Origin of the sequence: Vibrio sp. 5S239, assembly GCF_041439575.1 — a bacterium.
GTDB lineage: Bacteria > Pseudomonadota > Gammaproteobacteria > Enterobacterales > Vibrionaceae > Vibrio > Vibrio kanaloae.
On sequence record NZ_JBGOOM010000011.1, the window covers coordinates 90,945 to 107,886 of the forward strand.

General features: G+C 43.9%; 17 protein-coding genes and 1 pseudogene. 8 read left to right on the plus strand and 10 right to left on the minus strand.

Annotation, left to right across the window (positions count from 1 at the left end; genetic code table 11):
* The first annotated feature begins 25 nt into the window (after positions 1-25).
* The gene (locus tag ACED48_RS11040; protein WP_017057000.1) at positions 26-196 is read left to right on the plus strand and encodes a hypothetical protein; all 171 of its coding nucleotides are present in this window, start codon (positions 26-28) and stop codon (positions 194-196) included.
* Positions 197-327: 131 nt separating this feature from the next.
* Positions 328-2,058 carry an amidohydrolase gene (locus ACED48_RS11045; protein ID WP_017056999.1) on the plus strand — a complete coding sequence of 577 codons (1,731 nt, stop codon included), beginning with the start codon at positions 328-330 and terminating at the stop codon, positions 2,056-2,058.
* Positions 2,059-2,133: 75 nt separating this feature from the next.
* On the opposite strand, the gene ACED48_RS11050 is transcribed toward ACED48_RS11045, so the two are convergent.
* Together ACED48_RS11050 and ACED48_RS11055 are read right to left on the minus strand one after the other, a co-directional pair.
* A complete protein-coding gene (locus ACED48_RS11050; RefSeq protein ID WP_017056998.1) occupies positions 2,134-2,583 on the minus strand; it encodes a septal ring lytic transglycosylase RlpA family protein in 450 nt (149 codons plus the stop codon).
* A gap of 369 nt (positions 2,584-2,952) precedes the next feature.
* Positions 2,953-3,444 (minus strand): VOC family protein, encoded by a 492-nt coding sequence (locus tag ACED48_RS11055; RefSeq protein ID WP_017056997.1) that lies wholly within the window; start codon positions 3,442-3,444, stop codon positions 2,953-2,955.
* Positions 3,445-3,896: 452 nt separating this feature from the next.
* Here ACED48_RS11055 and ahpC point away from each other — a divergent pair, with 452 nt between their 5' ends.
* Together ahpC and ahpF are read left to right on the plus strand one after the other, a co-directional pair.
* Positions 3,897-4,454 (plus strand): alkyl hydroperoxide reductase subunit C, encoded by a 558-nt coding sequence (ahpC, locus tag ACED48_RS11060; RefSeq protein ID WP_016798107.1) that lies wholly within the window; start codon positions 3,897-3,899, stop codon positions 4,452-4,454.
* Between the two features lie 210 nt (positions 4,455-4,664).
* Entirely contained in the window at positions 4,665-6,257 is a 1,593-nt protein-coding gene (ahpF, locus tag ACED48_RS11065; protein ID WP_017056996.1) for an alkyl hydroperoxide reductase subunit F, read from the plus strand.
* A 166-nt stretch (positions 6,258-6,423) separates the two neighbouring features.
* Here ahpF and ACED48_RS11070 read toward each other — a convergent pair whose 3' ends face one another.
* Positions 6,424-7,023 (minus strand): LysE family translocator, encoded by a 600-nt coding sequence (locus ACED48_RS11070; RefSeq protein WP_017056995.1) that lies wholly within the window; start codon positions 7,021-7,023, stop codon positions 6,424-6,426.
* A gap of 121 nt (positions 7,024-7,144) precedes the next feature.
* Here ACED48_RS11070 and ACED48_RS11075 point away from each other — a divergent pair, with 121 nt between their 5' ends.
* Both ACED48_RS11075 and ACED48_RS11080 read left to right on the plus strand, forming a co-directional pair.
* The gene (locus ACED48_RS11075; RefSeq protein WP_017056994.1) at positions 7,145-7,630 is read left to right on the plus strand and encodes an Lrp/AsnC family transcriptional regulator; all 486 of its coding nucleotides are present in this window, start codon (positions 7,145-7,147) and stop codon (positions 7,628-7,630) included.
* A pseudogene (locus ACED48_RS11080) lies at positions 7,631-7,744 on the plus strand (LacI family transcriptional regulator); the annotation flags it as partial.
* A 23-nt stretch (positions 7,745-7,767) separates the two neighbouring features.
* Here ACED48_RS11080 and ACED48_RS11085 read toward each other — a convergent pair.
* From ACED48_RS11085 to ACED48_RS11110, 6 genes are all read right to left on the minus strand, one after another.
* Positions 7,768-8,181, minus strand: a complete 414-nt coding sequence (locus ACED48_RS11085) for a globin (RefSeq protein ID WP_029627068.1) — start codon at positions 8,179-8,181, stop codon at positions 7,768-7,770.
* Between the two features lie 137 nt (positions 8,182-8,318).
* Complete coding sequence (locus ACED48_RS11090) at positions 8,319-8,699, minus strand: VOC family protein (RefSeq protein ID WP_017056992.1); 381 nt, start codon at positions 8,697-8,699, stop codon at positions 8,319-8,321.
* 142 nt (positions 8,700-8,841) lie between these two features.
* Positions 8,842-9,282 (minus strand): redox-sensitive transcriptional activator SoxR, encoded by a 441-nt coding sequence (gene soxR, locus ACED48_RS11095; protein WP_017056991.1) that lies wholly within the window; start codon positions 9,280-9,282, stop codon positions 8,842-8,844.
* 164 nt (positions 9,283-9,446) lie between these two features.
* The gene (locus ACED48_RS11100) at positions 9,447-9,968 is read right to left on the minus strand and encodes an NADPH-dependent FMN reductase (RefSeq protein ID WP_017056990.1); all 522 of its coding nucleotides are present in this window, start codon (positions 9,966-9,968) and stop codon (positions 9,447-9,449) included.
* A gap of 325 nt (positions 9,969-10,293) precedes the next feature.
* A complete protein-coding gene (locus tag ACED48_RS11105; RefSeq protein WP_017056989.1) occupies positions 10,294-11,856 on the minus strand; it encodes a glutamate synthase-related protein in 1,563 nt (520 codons plus the stop codon).
* A gap of 214 nt (positions 11,857-12,070) precedes the next feature.
* Positions 12,071-12,628 carry a DUF1439 domain-containing protein gene (locus ACED48_RS11110; protein ID WP_017056988.1) on the minus strand — a complete coding sequence of 186 codons (558 nt, stop codon included), beginning with the start codon at positions 12,626-12,628 and terminating at the stop codon, positions 12,071-12,073.
* 288 nt (positions 12,629-12,916) lie between these two features.
* Here ACED48_RS11110 and ACED48_RS11115 point away from each other — a divergent pair, with 288 nt between their 5' ends.
* Positions 12,917-14,266: a sigma-54-dependent Fis family transcriptional regulator gene (locus ACED48_RS11115; protein ID WP_017056987.1), complete on the plus strand. Its 1,350-nt coding sequence runs from the start codon at positions 12,917-12,919 to the stop codon at positions 14,264-14,266.
* A 94-nt stretch (positions 14,267-14,360) separates the two neighbouring features.
* Here the strand turns inward: ACED48_RS11115 and ACED48_RS11120 are convergent, their stop codons facing one another.
* On the minus strand, positions 14,361-16,151 hold the full coding sequence (locus ACED48_RS11120; protein ID WP_017056986.1) for a hypothetical protein: 1,791 nt from the start codon (positions 16,149-16,151) through the stop codon (positions 14,361-14,363).
* Between the two features lie 387 nt (positions 16,152-16,538).
* Between ACED48_RS11120 and ACED48_RS11125 the strand changes: the two genes are divergently transcribed.
* Positions 16,539-16,925: a thiol-disulfide oxidoreductase DCC family protein gene (locus ACED48_RS11125; protein WP_029627066.1), complete on the plus strand. Its 387-nt coding sequence runs from the start codon at positions 16,539-16,541 to the stop codon at positions 16,923-16,925.
* The last annotated feature ends 17 nt before the right edge of the window (positions 16,926-16,942 follow it).

Consider the following 16,942-nt stretch of genomic DNA (forward strand, 5'->3'; position numbering starts at 1 on the left):
AGTGAACTTAACCAGGAGAGCAACTATGGATACTTTATTATTAAAAATTCGCGATATGATTCTTGCCACACGTCAGCAGTGGATAGGCGAGATCACCTACAACCACAACATCAAGGGTGATCACACTTGGAAACTCTATGGCTATAAATCTTATGACGAATACAAAAAAGATCTGCGTAAAAGCCTAAGACAATAGTCGTGATGAAAAGCTTATTCAAACCACAATTTATTGATTAATATCGGTTTTAATTTGTCATTCATGTAGAGTTTCACACTTGCCACTCGCTTTCTATACTTACTAAACAGTGGAATATGGAATACATAATAATGAACAATAAGCTCACTCTGCCACACACTGCATGGATAGCATTACTCGCAAGCTTAACGGCCGTAACGCCGGTTCTTGCACAAACCAACACCGTTGTTCATGAGCAAACAGCCGTTAAAAGCCAAGTCGCAGACCAGATATTTACTAATGCCGACATCTACGGGCATCGTGAGTCAGACTCGATCGTCACCCATAAAGGTAAGATCATCTTTATCGGAGAACGTGAACAGGCGCAATCGTTTGAAGGGCATAAGACCGATGTCATCGACTTGGAGAATGCCTTTGTCTTACCGGGATTTATTGACAATCACAACCATGTTTTCGAAGCTGCCTCAGAGCTGGGGGGAAATTGTGAACTCGACTCTGAAGCGACGTTAGAAGAACAAATCCCCTACTTAGAAGCTTGTAAAATCAATGCTGATACCGATGGCAGAGGTTGGCTAATGGGTTATGGTTTTTCTTTGGAAGCGACGCTCGATAGCGACTCCGAATACACGCCACTTGAAATCATCGACAGTATCTTCCCAGATCGCCCGGTGGTGATCATGGAGCAGACTTCACACTCGATGTGGGTCAACTCGAAAGCATTGAAAATAGCCCGAATCAGCCAACAATCTCCAGATCCACAAGGCGGCGCTTATTTAAAGAATCCTGATAACGGAAGGCTTAACGGCATTCTATTAGATAACGCTGGCGACCAAATCATGGAGATGGCGTGGAACAGCCAAAGCGAGCTATTTGAGCAAAGCTACCAAGGCTTAATGTTCGGGCTTGAGGAAGCGGCAGCCCACGGCATCACCACCATTGGCGACGGTCGCATGTATTGGAAACGAGGTTGGTATGACGTTTGGCTAGAGGCCGAGCAAAATCAAGACTTAACGGCGCGCGTGTCGCTGCGACCTTGGGTGTATCCATCAATGGCAATACCTTCTCAATTAGAAGTCTTTGAAAAGATGTATTCCGACGATAAAAGCCGTCTATTACTTGTCGATCAGGTGAAAATGTACAGCGACGGCATCTTCATCAACGGCACCGCCAAAACGCTCGCGCCCTACTTAGATACTTATCTTCCCCAGTCTCCTAATGGCTTGAACTATATTCCGCCGGAACAAATGAAAGAATGGCTAACTGCGCTCGAAAAAATAGGTTTTAGCGCCCACATTCATGCCATTGGTGATGGAGCGGTTCGTGAATCGCTTGATGCGATAGAAAGCATTCGCAAACAAGGTTCAACCAAACCCTACACCCTAACCCATGTCGAATTAATCAATGATGAAGATGTGCCACGCTTTCACCAATTAGACGTGACCGCAGATTTCCAAGTCGGCTCTGATTACGTTGCAAGGCATCAACACCAATGGGCCGAAGCTTTCCTTGGTGCTCGCCGAGCTAAAGCTATGATGAACCTCGACGCGATACTCAAGACCGACGCGAATATCACCTTAAGCAGTGACTGGAACGTACACGATATCAATCCTTTAGTCGGCATCGCGAACAGCTTAATCATGGGCAAAACCGGCCTAACTGATATCTACACCGCAATAGACGCTTACACGCTCAAGGCAGCCAAGAGCCTTGGAATTGAAGACATTACGGGCTCTATTAAGGTTGGTAAATCGGCTGACTTTGCCATTCTCGACAGAGACATCACCACCGTATCAGCAAGAGAAATCGCCAAAACTCAAGTTTTGATGACGGTATTACGTGGGGATGTGGTTTACGAGAAATAAGGCTAACAAGCGCTCCGAAAAGCGTGAAGAGATACAGATCTCAGAGGTAGATTAAAGGAGGAGATTAGGAAGTGATTAGTGTTTGTACCTAAAGGTATTACTGCCATCAACAACCTCAATTTTAACAGGCACCGTTCCTTGCTTAACGTTACCTATTTGGGCAAATGCTTTGTGAGAAAGGTCAATAACTCGGCCTTTTACATAGGGACCTCGATCATTAATTTTTACATCGACAGACTTATTACTGGCTGTATTGGTCACCCTCACGATAGTCCCAAAGGGCAAGGTTTTATGAGCGGCTGTATAAGCATTTTTATTATACGTTTCACCACTTGCCGTGAGTTTTCCATGGAATTTATCGCCATACCAAGAAGCTTTACCAACAAGATCATGTGACTTGGCATAGCCCTTTGTTTTTGAAGTATCGACAGCCGCATGAGACGAGCATCCGGCAAGCAAAGTAATAAGAAAAGCGGCAAAGATAAGGTTTAGTTTTTTCATGCTATTTGAGTAGATCTTCTTCATGTAATTATCTATTTTCATTGTAGTGCGATTTAGCAGTATTGAGCTGAGTATTGTGAGTTCTCAGCGAAGGCTATCACCAGTGTGATTCGACAATGTTTTCATGAAGCATGCTAGCTTCAGTCATATTCATGAAAGGTTTTATCTTCAAAACGTCAACTTTCACAACACATTCAAGTTATCTATTTATTGACCATCCATACGAATAAACACTAAAAGAGAACATTTTAAGGCCAAATTATTTGTACCCACGCCGATGTAAGTACCCTCTACTTCCCCAAAAAATAGTTGCACAAAAGAGGATTGGTATCTCTACCAATCCTCTTTAGGGAGTGTTTCGGTTTTTCAACCTTATGACAGGTAGTAACGCGATTACTCGTAGTCAGTCGCGTACGTGTCTTCGTATGTGTGCGAGTAGAATTCGAATAGGTTGCCAAACGGGTCTTCTAGGTAAACCATTTGTGCTTGTTTTAGTTCGTCTTCTGGGTGGTAACGGTGAATATCCATGCGTACTTTACCGCCAAACTCTTCAACACGCTTGATAGCTGAATGAAACTGCTCTTTTGGAAGCTGCAGACAGAAGTGGAAAATGCCTAGGCGAGAGAAATCAACGTTATGACGCTCTTCACGGTCAACCATTTCGAACAGCTCAACACCAATACCATCAGATGTGACTAGGTGTGCAATGTTGAAGCCTTTGAAGCCTTCACCAAATACGGCAATACACATACGGCCGATTGCTGATTCGCGCTCTTCCATTACTTTAGTGTTGTTCATTACGACTCTTAGACCTAAAGCTTTCGTATAAAACTCGACTGCTTTGTCCATGTCGCCAACCATGATGCCTACGTGATTCATTTTCATAACTTTCTCCAAATTCGTTTTAAATTCTGTGCTTTTCGAAGACTCGCTTCGGTATTTCGTTTCGATGGAGAGAGTATATGGAGATGCGATGATTAGATGAAATTATCATAAATTATGTTAATGATAATTTTTTATTATCTTGAAATTTACAGAGATCTCAGCTCCCTTAAAGAAGCTACACCTGCCCTTGCCTACATATATACATAGATACATAGAGGCTCACGTGAATAGAGGTAAGCCTAAATAGAGAACAACCTAAAGAGCATAGCTACCCAAATAGAACCTAGCCCTAGTTTGATAGCTTTTATCGATAGCCTTCTTCTATCAAAGATAGGATTTGCCTATTGAATCTATAGAAATGTCCGATTTCACTAATTTTCGGCGCCAATGCAATATATCTACATCGACGCGGGATAGCGTTAAACACTACAAATTAGAAAGAGAGTCAAATCATGATCAACACAGAAATCAAACCATTCAACGCAACAGCATTCAAAAACGGCGAATTCGTAGAAATAACTGAGCAAGACGTTAAAGGCAAGTGGGCTGTATTCTTCTTCTACCCAGCAGACTTCACGTTTGTATGTCCAACTGAGCTAGTTGACCTACAAGACAAATACGCAGAGCTTCAATCTCGCGGCGTAGAAGTTTACTCAGTATCAACTGACACGCACTTCTCTCACAAAGCATGGCACGATACTTCTGACAAAATCGGCACTATCGAATACTTCATGGTAGGCGACCAAACTGGCAACATCACAAACAACTTCAACGTTATGCGTGAAGGTCAAGGCCTTGCAGACCGTGCAACTTTCCTAATCGACCCAGAAGGCGTTATCCAAGCAATGGAAATCACAGCTGAAGGCATCGGCCGTGACGCTGAAGACCTACTACGCAAGGTTAAAGCAGCACAATACGTAGCCGCTAACCCAGGTGAAGTTTGCCCAGCTAAATGGAAAGAAGGCGAAGAGACTCTGGCTCCATCTCTAGACCTAGTAGGCAAGATTTAATCTAAGCCTAGCCAAAGAACAAATAAAGCTGAATAGCTAAACGGTTCTACAGGCGCGCTTCGGCCCCCCTCCTAAAGGGCAGTCGCGCGCCACCCTTTCAAGCCATCAACAACACAATATTTGCCGACTTGCGCCCCCTTTTTATTTTCCTTTTTCAGCAAGAAGGTATTGGTCAATACCAAGACACCGAATTTAAGAGCAGGCACGATTATGTTAGATCAAGCAATGAAGCAGCAGCTAAAAGCATACCTAGAAAACCTAAAAACCAATGTTCAGTTAATCCTTAGCCTGGATGGCAGCGACACCGCGAACAAACTTCAAGATCTGGCGAATGACATCGCGTCTTTAACCGACAAAATTGAAGTGACTCGCGATGACAGCGCAAGCACTCGCAGTCCTATCATGCAGGTAGTGAACCAAGAGAAAGGCACCACGATCGGTTTTGCCGGTTTGCCAATGGGTCACGAATTTACGTCACTGGTTCTAGCACTGCTTCATAGTGGTGGTCACCCTATCAAGCTTGAAGCTGACGTAATCGAACAAATTAAAGAACTCGATCAAGAGCTTAATGTAGAGGTTTTCATCTCGCTATCATGCCAAAACTGTCCAGAAGTGGTTCAAGCATTCAACATGATGTCGGCGATTAACCCTCTAATTAAGACAACGATGATTGATGGCGCAGCATTCCAAGACGAAGTGAAGTCTCGCGACATCATGGCAGTACCAAGCGTGTTCGTTAATGGTGAGCTATTTGGTCAAGGCCGTATGTCACTGGCAGAGATCTTGAACAAGGTTGATTCAGGCGCAGCGGAAAAGAAAGCAGCAAACCTAAACCAACAAGCACCCTTTGATGTATTGGTTGTCGGTGGCGGCCCTGCAGGCTCTTCAGCGGCAATTTATGCTGCACGTAAAGGCATTCGTACTGGTGTGGTTGCTGACCGATTCGGCGGCCAAGTGATGGATACCATGGCGATTGAGAACTTTATCTCAGTGAAAGCGACCAACGGCCCTAAGTTAGTGGCAAGCCTTGAAGAGCACGTAAAAGAGTACGGTGTTGAAGTGATAACTGAGCAGCGCGCTACAAACATCATTGCGGCAGAAGACACTGAAGACGGTTACATCCACGTTGAGCTAGAGAGCGGCGCAACACTACGAGCTCGCACGGTTATCACAAGTACCGGTGCTCGCTGGCGTGAAATGAACGTTCCGGGTGAGCAAGAGTACCGGAATAAAGGCGTCGCTTACTGCCCACACTGTGATGGTCCATTGTTCAAAGGTAAGAAAACAGCGGTTATCGGTGGTGGTAACTCAGGTATCGAAGCGGCAATTGATTTAGCGGGTATTGTTGAACACGTAACCGTACTTGAATTTGCAGACACACTGCGTGCCGACCAAGTGCTTATCGACAAAGCGAACGCAACCCCAAACATCGAAATCATCAAGATGGCGCAAACGACGCAAGTAATTGGTGATGGCAACCGTGTAACCGGTCTGGAATACAAAGACCGCAACACCGATGAACTAAAACAGATCGAACTTGCGGGTATCTTTGTTCAAATCGGTCTGATGCCAAACAGCGAATGGTTGAAGGGTTCAAAAGTTGAGCTGTCACCACGCGGTGAAATTGAAATTAACGCTCATGGCGCAACATCGATGAAAGGTGTGTTTGCGGCGGGTGATGTAACGACCGTACCTTACAAACAGATCATCATTGCGATGGGTGAAGGTGCGAAAGCAAGCTTAGGTGCATTTGACCACCTAATCCGTAACTCAGCTCCGGTTAAAGAGGCTGAAACCGCTTAAACTTAAAACTTAAAACTTAAAACTTAAAACTTAAAAGCTTCTAGGCATAAAAGCTTTTAACTCAAGTTCCTTAAATATTTGTTAACTTAATTCTTTACTGTTAACGACTTAGTCGACATTTAGACACCACTCCTATGGATTTAGGAGTGTTTTTTTTCTTTCTGATCTATGCCGGTTGATAAAGCATGAAAGCAACAACAAGCGCAAGACTTCCACCCAAGCAACGGTTCACAAACATCATCTGTTTTGGTGATTGAAGCAACTTTTTAAGCATGGTGCCGCAATACGCCCACACCAACATGCACGGTACGCCCGTGATCACCATACCCGCGATAATGGTCACGACTTGAATCAAGTAATCTGCGTTCGGAGTAATGAACTGTGAAAACACGGTTAATGACGCTATCCAACCTTTAGGGTTTAACACCTGCACCAACACACCAGACATGAAACCTGAACGATTGTCGGTAGTGCTTTCTTCGATTTGCATGTTCGCAATCGACCACGCCATGAACAGCAAATAAGCCGCACCCGCGTATTTCAAAATGTTGTATAGCTCTGGGTAAAGGGTAAATAGGCTCACCAAACCGACACTGGAACCCGCCAGTACGATGATGATGCCAACAGCGTTCCCAGAGATAAAAGGTAAAGTCGCAGCAAATCCATAACGACTTGAAATCCCAAGTAATGCGATATTGCCTGCCCCAGGTGTAATTGCAATTGATGTTGAAAATAGCAAGAACGCCAGCATTAATTGAGAGCTCATTTCCTCTCACTCCTGATAAGTAAAGATTTATAGGGAGAGAGTTTACAGATTCGACTAGGAATTAAATTGCTATATAGGCTAATATTAATGCAAATTTGAGCAAGACTTTTCTAAAAAAACCATGAAACAGAAAGAATCCACCAAAGAAGTGTTAGATGACACAGATATCGCCATCTTAGAGTATATCCAGCAAGACGGACGCATAAGCAACAGCAAGCTCGCAGAGAAGGTCAACCTCAGCGAAACCCCATGCTGGCGTCGTTGGAAACGCATGGAAGAAGCTGGCTATATCGATGGTTATGCCGCGAAGCTGAATCGTAAGAAATTAGGCTTTCATGTGGCGGGTTTTACTCTTGTGACTTTAGGTAATCATGAAGTAGAAAACACAGAACCGTTCGAAGAGTTTGTCGCGGTAACCGATTGGATCCCAATGTGTCACTGTATTGCAGGCGGCGCCGATTACATGGTGCAAGTGTTGGCGAAAGATTTGGAAGAGTACTTTGAGCGCATTAGCTCGATCAGAAGAGTGAAAGGCGTGAGCGCGATTCAATCGAACATCTCGGTAAAAGAGTTGAAAAACAGCTATCGACTTCCTCTAGAAGAATAGCGTGAGTCAGTGAAAATTGTCGTAAGCCAAATTCAAGAGCAAGAGACGAACTTTGTAAAACTCGTAGTTCCAGTTCAATTTGTCGAACGTAATACCATGCTTAAAATTAAGTAAAAAGATTCCAGATAAGAAAATGTCTATGATTCTGACTTTACTACGCACTCTTTTTTCATGATATTTAGCCCTTGTTCAAGAGTCTGGGCCCAAGCTCGTTCGACGCTTTCATCGTAAAGGGGATCGTATTTTTTGACTGTATTCAGCAATGAGTTAAACCATTCGTTAAGCTCTTGTTCAGAGATATCCATCCCCAAATCTTTATGTCGCTTACCAAGCTTTTTAACCGAGTTTCTTACACTCGGTAAACCAGAAGAGTTGTAAATCAAGATGATCGAGGCTTTGAGCATCTTAGTTTGTTGCTCTAACCCTATGTTTTCAAAACGTTCTGAAAACCTAGGGTTGTGCTCACAGAAATCGGCCAAAAATGTTTCCAGAAACTCTTGGTCGATCCGGCAACGTTCAAAACTCTCATAAAACAGTTCATTTGGTGTCATCTGGCAAATCCTTTGCAATATTTGCGAGTCTTCAAGGAAACAGACAAGTTCAGAGCCGTAATTCACAAGCTCTGAACAATCAACATAACCTAATAATACGCCACCGTGGTATAAAGTGAACAGTGGCATAAGGTGAACTATGGCATAAAGTGAGTGGCGCAGATCTTGTTTCCATCAGGGTCTCGTAAGTAAGCCAAGTAAAGGCGGCGCTCATCAGTTCCCCTCACTCCTGGACCATTTTCAATACTTGTACCCCCGTTTTCTACACCAATACGATGCCACTCATCGACGACTTCTGGTGAGGTTGCTAGAAAACCTATCGTCATCCCATTGCCATAAGTGGCAGGCTGGCCATCAATCGGTTTAGTTAAACCCAGTACACCGGTTTGAGTCACGTAAATGCAACGCCCTTTAGGGTCGACAGAACCTTCGCTGTAGCCAAGCACCTTCATGATTGGGTCATAGAAAGACTTCGCGCGTTCAATGTTTTCAGTACCAAGAAAAACATGGCTAAACATAACTAACCTCTTCTTATAGTGAAAGAATGCCCTAAACTAGACCCTTAATCCCTATTTGTCTACACAAGGTACGCCTTACCACCACTGATCCACTTATTGATAAAACGCTCAAATTTAGTTCGATATTCAAACGAAATAAAAGCTAATCAACAATACGCTGAGCGCCCTGCCCTTGATCATGCAGGATGTCCTCAGGGTTTAGTAATTGGCATTTCTGCATACTCAAACAGCCGCAACCGATGCAACCGGTTAAGTTCTCTTGTAACGACTTAATTTGCGCCATTTTACTATCGAGCTGCCCTTGCCACTTCTTAGCCACAAGCTCCCAATCATGTTTAGTCGCCGTATGGTTCATCGGTAACGTCGATAGCTCATCGGTGATCTCTTCAAGCGTGAAACCTATCGATTGAGCAACTTGTATCAGTGCGATTCGTCTCAACATCGCCGACTGATACCGACGTTGATTTCCGTTAGTACGAATCGAAGCAATCAACCCTTTGGTTTCGTAAAAACGTAAGGCAGAAGGAGCCACGCCACTGCGCTCTGCCAATTGGCCTATGGTGAGATATACGATGTTTCTCATTGTCACACTACCCTTGAGATCATAAATATTTAAAGCTTACTTTAACTTTAGAATAGCGACCTATTGTTACCTTAACCAGTTAATGTCCATAAACTTTGACTGCGGGCTCAACGAAAAGCAGTCATGAACATAGCTGCTTTGTCTTATTGAGGTGTTATCGATTTCTAAATTTGACTCATGACCGATTTCAGGTTTTCTGCCATTTCGGTATTGATGAGCTCTCCCGTTTCTACATTAAAGTTGTCGTAGAAACTTGGCACCGACATCGAACCCTTCACATCAGCATCAAAGTAAGGTGCGGAGTTTACCGCAGACAACAACACAGAACTTGCGCCGCCTGGACCTGGTGATGTGGAGAGCATAACAACAGGCTTGCCTTGATACACTTTCATGTCGATTCGTGATGTCCAATCAAACACATTCTTAAAGGCTGCGGTGTATGAACCGTTGTACTCTGCAAAAGAGATGACCACGGCATCTGCTTCGCCAATCTTACTAAAAAAGCGCTGCGCGTGTTGATGAACGCCAGACTCTTTTTCTCTGTCTTCACTGTAAATGGGCATCTCGAAATCATTAAGATCGAGCACCTCTACTTGCGCGCCCTCAACTAAGCTTGCGGTGTACGCTGCCAATTGTTGGTTAATCGATGTTTTACTGTTGGTCGCGCCAATCGCTAATACTTTCATTGTTGATCCTTGTTCATTTTTCTCACCTTTACGCACTCATGACTTCAATTGCGGAGCTCAAAGTTCATAACTGAAGATTCGTAACGTCTGTTTGATAACATCAAAACCTGCACTAGGTGACAAGGTGATAGATTGTGTTTTTAGATTTGGGATGATGATAAAACCTTAAGTTAACTTGAGGTAAAGCGATATTTTCAAAAAATAGGAAATGATCTAAAAACACTTATAAAGCAGTTAATTACGAAAGGTTAACTATAGATTGGCATTACACAGACAAAAATAAGCACACCCAAAACACATTGGGTGTGCTTTATCGAAATACTATTTACTTAAGTTGATTTAGTGAACTGACACCAGAGTAAGCGACTCCAGATAGCTCGGCCATTTCGCGATTCCATGTTGCCAGATCGTGAGGATTAAACTGATTCAAATGATCATGTCCGCACGCTCTCGCCATCACTTGCATCAACTCCGTCGAGGCTTCGAAGAAGTTCTTCAATTGGTTCGATGCCTTCTCAACATTTAACCGTTGGCGTAAATCGGCTTTTTGAGTCGCGATGCCCGCCGGACAATTATTGGTGTTACACATTCGGGCGGCAACACACCCTATCGACTGCATGGCACTGTTTGAGATAGCGACTCCATCAGCGCCAAGCGCCATCGCTTTTACGAAGTCCATCGGAACACGAAGACCACCAGTAATGATTAAGGTGACTCTGTCACTTACGCCTTGCTTGTCTAGATAGGATCTGGCACGAGCAAGCGCTGGAATGGTTGGCACGCTAATATGGTCACGGAACATTTCTGGCGCTGCTCCTGTACCGCCACCACGCCCATCCAAGATGATGTAATCGGCACTGGCATCGAGTGCAAACTGAACATCCTCTTCAATATGATTGGCACTCAACTTGAACCCTATTGGGATACCGCCCGTTACTTCTCGAACTCGGTCGGCAAAATTTTTGAAATCCTCGACGGTTTTTAGATCAACAAAGGTGGGTGGAGAAATCGCGGCGGTACCGGCTTTAATGCCACGCACCTCTGCTATCTTGCCAATGTTCTTCGCACCCGGTAGGTGACCGCCTGTTCCGGTTTTAGCCCCCTGTCCACCTTTAAAATGGAAGGCTTGGACATTTTTGAGCTTAGATTCATCGTAACCAAATTGTGCGCTGGCTAATTCATAAAAGTAACGTGAGTTCGCCGCTTGCTCTTCGGGTAACATTCCGCCCTCCCCCGAGCAGATCCCCGTTCCCGCAAGCTCCGCGCCTGTCGCTAAAGAGATTTTCGCTTCTTCAGACAAAGACCCAAAACTCATATCAGAAACAAATAAGGATATGTTCAACTTGAGTGGCTTTTTCGCTTTTGGCCCAATAATAAGCTCAGTACCGACGGGCACATGTTCCAATAACGGTTTGGTCGCCATTTGTGCAACCATCACTTGAATATCATCCCAGTGAGGCAGTAGATATCTTGGAACACCCATTGAGGTCATCGGCCCATGGTGACCCACTTTGGATAAGCCATCTCGTGCTAATTGATGAATGAACTCAACCGTGGGCTCCTCTTTGGTTGCAGAAGCCGCAGGTGAGAGATCGGGCGTTGCCGCTTGGATATGAACATCAGGGCCTTCTTGGCCCACTTGCTCAGCCGTAAACTGTTTATGGGTACCGTCACAAAAAGGGAGATTATTCGAATACTTACAGCGGCACAGGTAAGCGTCACCGGTTTCCTCGGCCACGAAACTCTTCGGTTTGAAGCCCGTTCCTGCATGAGAACCATCACAAAACGGTTGGTTTTTCGATTTCCCACAGGTACAGAAGTAATACTCCTCCCCTTCTGTTAGCTCGACCTTAACGGGTTTGTTATCCGCTACTACTGGATTCTTCATAGTTCGCTCACCTTTTCTTTCTTATGATTTGATGACTGAAGCGATGACTTGCTCATAAGAGTAAAGTAAAGGTGAGATACGCGGCGAATTCAATAAATGAGCCAGAGAAAACTAACTGAATAGACAGCCTAAAAACAGAAGCATTGTTTGTTCAACACGAACAAAAATGGCCACCAAATCGGCAGCCATTGTATTTTAAATTAAACGTGAAAGGTTAATCGAATAACTCAATGACCAGCTTGTTGTCTTTAATCACAAGATTAGGTTCCGATGACTTGATCAGTGACTCTTGAACCTTATTACTGTCCAGTTTGTAAACTGGTGACTGGGACAAAGCAAAACCAATCATAGAAACGGCAGGCTTAAGTAGTTTAGCGATCTCAGGAGAAAGCTGCTTGTCTTTTTCTTCAAAGCGCTCTAAACGCAGTGATTTCAAATAAATCTCTCCACTTTCTTTATCGTATTCAGGAGTCGCACTGAATTCGATATCAAGATCCAACCCCATATTCGGCATATTAAACACTTGAATCTTTGCATTGGTATTCGCCAGAACAGAAACACGCTGACTCTCTGCTCGCCCGATTTTAACTTCTAGATCATCAACGGCTACTTGTGCATACATGACGCTTTCAACACCAACTTCTTGCTCTAACATCACCGAATTTTGCAGGTAGTTAGTCATGTCTTGTTCAGTCACGCTGTAGCTAACACAACCGCCTAGCATCAGCGCAGAAGCTGCCAAAATGAACTTTTTTGCTACGTTAATTATCATCAATATCAGCTCTTTATCGTTAGTGATTAGCGCGGAGTTTACTGTGTGATCATCAATAAACAAGACAGTAAAAACACGATATTTGTCAATACCTTTAATTAATAAGCATAAATATCAGTAAGTAAAGCACCAGATTGGCTTTCTCGCTTGAAGTACTGCCACTTACTTGCTCAACGTTCTTAGGTTTATGTACTCGAATTATTCGAATTTTGCTCCTAAGCTTATGGGATATTTAGGGGGCTTACTGAAGGTTTCATCATGGATATCGAAACATGAAGAGTGAGCACAATGCCATCAAAAAGAGTATCACCTGAGCCAATAACTCGTTCTGTGATTTTGTTATGCAACACCGCATGCCTGCACCATAGTCAGTGGGTAGGTGAGCTGCGTCTCCATAACTGGGAAGCTCAAGTTGCAGAAACGACCGAACAGGCCATTCACTTACTCGATACACGCAGCCACAGCTACGCACCAATTGTGGTTTCTTGTCTAACATCATCCTCAATCGACAAAGAATGTGAACAAATATCAGTGCTGAAGGCTCACTCTCCAAATTTAAAAGCAATCGCTATCTGCAACCAACCACCAAGCCGCAACTTATCGCTCATCAAGCAAACCTTTTGGGATTATTACCACCTCCCTATTGATACAGAATGGCTTTGTCGAAATTTAGGGCATGCGTATGGCATGGTCGACACCAAGCAAACTAAACCTAAGCCTAAGCCTGCCTCGTGCCATGAATGTCAATTAGTGGGACAATCCAGCACCACCCAACAACTTAGAAAGAAGATAGCCAAGCTCGCTAACAACGATTTCCCAGTACTGATTCAAGGGGAGACCGGAACCGGAAAAAGCCTATGTGCGCGTTTAATACATGAGGCCTCAGCCCGTAGCCAGAAACCTTTCATCGCTGTAAATTGTGGCGCAATTCCACAATCACTGATTCACTCGGAGCTATTTGGCTTTGAAAAAGGCTCGTTCACGGGAGCAAACAAACGCTACGTCGGGCATGTGGAAAGAGCGAACGGTGGCACGCTATTTTTGGATGAGATCGGCGATCTTGAGCTATCACTGCAAACCTACTTGCTCCACTTTCTAGAAAATAACTCGATAGAGCGATTAGGCAGTAACAACCAATTGCCCGTAGATTGCCGTGTAATTTTCGCCACCAACGTCAATATCGAACAAGCCGTTGCTGCGGGTAAATTTCGAAAGGATCTCTTTCATCGCATCAATGTACTTCCATTAGACCTAGTACCACTCAATGAGCACAAAGAAGACATTGAAGATTTGGTTCGCTTTGAACTGAAGCACAATTACGCATCCAAAACCAAACTGCCTAGTGACACTCTTGAGCAAATGAAACAGTACCATTGGCCGGGCAATATCAGAGAATTATTCAACTGCATAAAAAGAGCGATTGTTCTTTCTAATTCAAGCGTCCTCTCTACTCGTCATATGGGGATTCAATTGAAAGACGCGTCGTCCGACACTGATAGTGACACTCGACTTTCTTCAAAAAATGTTCGTCGAGTGATTCAGCAACACCACTACAATATTTCCCAATCCGCTAAAGCATTGTCTATTTCCCGAACAACCTTATACAAGCTGATCAAAAAACATCAGATAGTAATTTAAGTCGCCTAGCTAACTAATAAACTAACTAACTAATAAAGCAGCCTAACGAATTAGGCTGCTTTAGAATTTAATTGAGTACAATTAATGAAAGTACTTATTGCTCAGGTACAGTAATTGGACAAACATCACAGGTTGCAATGTTCGATGTTTCCATAAATGCTTCTTGCAAGAACAGCGAATCAAACGTTGCTGTCACTTGATTAGATAGCATTCCGTCTACTCCAGTTGGTAACACATTTGGCGCATAAGTTTTGCTTACTTGGGTACACACTTGACCAATCGCATCACCAAAGTTCGGTATCCACTCTCCTTCACCCGTTTTACAAGCAAACAACTCGGGGTCAGCACTCAATGCACTACACATATTACCAGCACCACATGTGGTCACATCCTCAAGATTATCGCAAGGTAAAGCAAAGTCGAGGTAGTAACTGCTGTTGACTACTTCGGTAGGTAAATCAGAACGGCTCAAAGAACCATCCTTAGAATCCATCAGCGATTCAATGGCTAATGGGATATCACCGGTATTACATATTTCAACATCATAGGTTTTCTTAAGCACAACTTGACCGCCATCAACCTCTAAGAAGCTATTACACACCTTAGAAATGTCAACCATCGGGCTCAAGTCTATTGGTGGACAATTGTAGGCCACTGGCGCTTGAGCATTCACGATAAGCCCATCAAGATCCACCGAACCATCTATGACACCGACAGCACCATTATTTACAGACAAGTAATTCCCCATGAATGAGAATGACTCACCGACACTCCACACTTCATCACCGTTACCCACCACTGGAAGCGCACCTAAGATTGGTGACTCAGATAAAAAGGCCACTTCGTAGTCACCATTGGTGCCTAACGAACCAGGGCCAGTATTGGTTACCGTCACGGTGTAGTCGATGTTGAACATGCCATCAACCGTAAAGCTGGTTGTGTTACAAGTCGCCGCTATGCTGATGCTACATAAACTGAATGAACCGACAACGAAGTCAGCTAAAGATGCATCAATCGAACGGGAAGCTCGTGACTCCACTAAGAAGCTACTGAAACAAGGAATGTCGCTGATACCAAACTCATCATTCAACAGAGCTGACAAGTTTAATCGACCTTCCACGAAGCTCTCGGTTGGAATCGTTGTTGTTTCACCCGTTTTAGCTAGATAGTCCCAACCTTGTACATTGGGTAGCGGTATTGCCCCGATAGAGTCATCATTGGAAATCGCACATATCTTATCGACACCAACAGCGCCACTGCCACATCTAGCTCCCACAAAATCATTCGATTTAGGGTCACCGTCTGTTTGGAAAGTTCTCGTCATGTTGTCGGTGACATCGCCATTATTCAAATCCCACTGCAACACTTCTATATACGGATTACCACCACTCGCTTGTGGAAATGAAATCAGCACAAGGATGTCTCCATTGACATGCTGCCCAACAAAGTCACCCTTAGTTTTCCCATCCGGCAATCCTACTTGGTCTTGTAGGAACCAGAAGCCAATGTACATATCACCATTGTTTGCATATCGGTCTGCACCAAAGTAAATCAGCAAATCGCCTTCGCTTTCAAAGGCAGCGGCATACGCATTGGTAAAGTCATCTTTTGGTTGTGGTGACGCCGTACGGAAAGCCCAATCCGTTATGTCGGAATCATCTTTTGACCCACCCTTCCAAAATATTTGGTCGATACCATTACGGTCTTTTTCGAAGAACTCTGCAATCCCAACCATGCTGTTGGGATCATTGACATCGTCCCAATCAATACCACTATTATCACTGGTCGCATTACCATCAAGTTCCATCACATCAACAGTAGCCCACGCCAACTGGGGGCTACTAAACAACAAAAGCACACTAAGTAAATAATTTATAACCTTCATGTTCTCTCTCCATTTATCCATACTTATGCTTTTAGGGTTTTCTGCCTTGCCCACATTGGAGAAAATCCTTTAGCAATTCGTAGTTCGATAGAGCATATTCCAAGCCAAGTTCAACTAATTGATTTGGTTGATGTTTATATATTGAAGACACACCTTTATTGGACGCTTTGTTATCATTTGTCCATAAACCAGAGATTTGACCAAACAATCAAGGACTTGAAAGGATGAACAAAGTGTCTACGTCAGACATTCTTAGAACTTTGGATACAAGGTGAGTGATCTTTAAAAGGTGCAATCACGTAGCCATTGCTAGATTATTGAATAACAAGCGATTGAATTGACGGGTGTAACTGAAGGTTCACTCGTGAAATGATAGGCGAACAGACGATGACACAACTTACGATATTCTACGATGGGACATGTCCATTGTGCGCAAAAGAGATGGCGGCACTTGCCAAGCATGATACCGAGAATAAGATTCAAACTATCGATATCTACAGCGAAGCCTTTTCAGACTACTCTCAGATTGATGCGGACGCAGCCAATACCGTTTTACATGCTTTAGACGAGAACGGAAAACTGCTGCTAGGTTTAGACGTGACCTACCAAGCGTGGCGCTTAGTAGGAAAAGGTTGGCTATACGCCCCTTTACGTTGGGCGATATTCAAGCCAGTGGCAGATTGGTGTTATTTACGATTTGCCAAGAACCGATATAAAGTCTCGTTCTGGTTAACCGGAAAGTCGCGCTGCGATGGTAACAGCTGCACAAAATAGCGCTTGGTTAAGACATA

What these genes read in the sequence shown, in the direction of transcription:
- ACED48_RS11050 (WP_017056998.1), bottom strand. Translation starts at nt 2,583, where the DNA reads ATGAAGAAGATCTACTCAAATAGCATGAAAAAACTAAACCTTATCTTT.
- ACED48_RS11040 (WP_017057000.1), top strand. Translation starts at nt 26, where the DNA reads ATGGATACTTTATTATTAAAAATTCGCGATATGATTCTTGCCACACGT.
- ACED48_RS11115 (WP_017056987.1), top strand. Translation starts at nt 12,917, where the DNA reads ATGCCATCAAAAAGAGTATCACCTGAGCCAATAACTCGTTCTGTGATT.
- ACED48_RS11075 (WP_017056994.1), top strand. Translation starts at nt 7,145, where the DNA reads ATGAAACAGAAAGAATCCACCAAAGAAGTGTTAGATGACACAGATATC.
- ACED48_RS11045 (WP_017056999.1), top strand. Translation starts at nt 328, where the DNA reads ATGAACAATAAGCTCACTCTGCCACACACTGCATGGATAGCATTACTC.
- ahpF (WP_017056996.1), top strand. Translation starts at nt 4,665, where the DNA reads ATGTTAGATCAAGCAATGAAGCAGCAGCTAAAAGCATACCTAGAAAAC.
- soxR (WP_017056991.1), bottom strand. Translation starts at nt 9,282, where the DNA reads ATGAGAAACATCGTATATCTCACCATAGGCCAATTGGCAGAGCGCAGT.
- ACED48_RS11105 (WP_017056989.1), bottom strand. Translation starts at nt 11,856, where the DNA reads ATGAAGAATCCAGTAGTAGCGGATAACAAACCCGTTAAGGTCGAGCTA.
- ACED48_RS11070 (WP_017056995.1), bottom strand. Translation starts at nt 7,023, where the DNA reads ATGAGCTCTCAATTAATGCTGGCGTTCTTGCTATTTTCAACATCAATT.
- ahpC (WP_016798107.1), top strand. Translation starts at nt 3,897, where the DNA reads ATGATCAACACAGAAATCAAACCATTCAACGCAACAGCATTCAAAAAC.
- ACED48_RS11120 (WP_017056986.1), bottom strand. Translation starts at nt 16,151, where the DNA reads ATGAAGGTTATAAATTATTTACTTAGTGTGCTTTTGTTGTTTAGTAGC.
- ACED48_RS11100 (WP_017056990.1), bottom strand. Translation starts at nt 9,968, where the DNA reads ATGAAAGTATTAGCGATTGGCGCGACCAACAGTAAAACATCGATTAAC.
- ACED48_RS11110 (WP_017056988.1), bottom strand. Translation starts at nt 12,628, where the DNA reads ATGATAATTAACGTAGCAAAAAAGTTCATTTTGGCAGCTTCTGCGCTG.
- ACED48_RS11055 (WP_017056997.1), bottom strand. Translation starts at nt 3,444, where the DNA reads ATGAAAATGAATCACGTAGGCATCATGGTTGGCGACATGGACAAAGCA.
- ACED48_RS11090 (WP_017056992.1), bottom strand. Translation starts at nt 8,699, where the DNA reads ATGTTTAGCCATGTTTTTCTTGGTACTGAAAACATTGAACGCGCGAAG.
- ACED48_RS11125 (WP_029627066.1), top strand. Translation starts at nt 16,539, where the DNA reads ATGACACAACTTACGATATTCTACGATGGGACATGTCCATTGTGCGCA.
- ACED48_RS11085 (WP_029627068.1), bottom strand. Translation starts at nt 8,181, where the DNA reads ATGACACCAAATGAACTGTTTTATGAGAGTTTTGAACGTTGCCGGATC.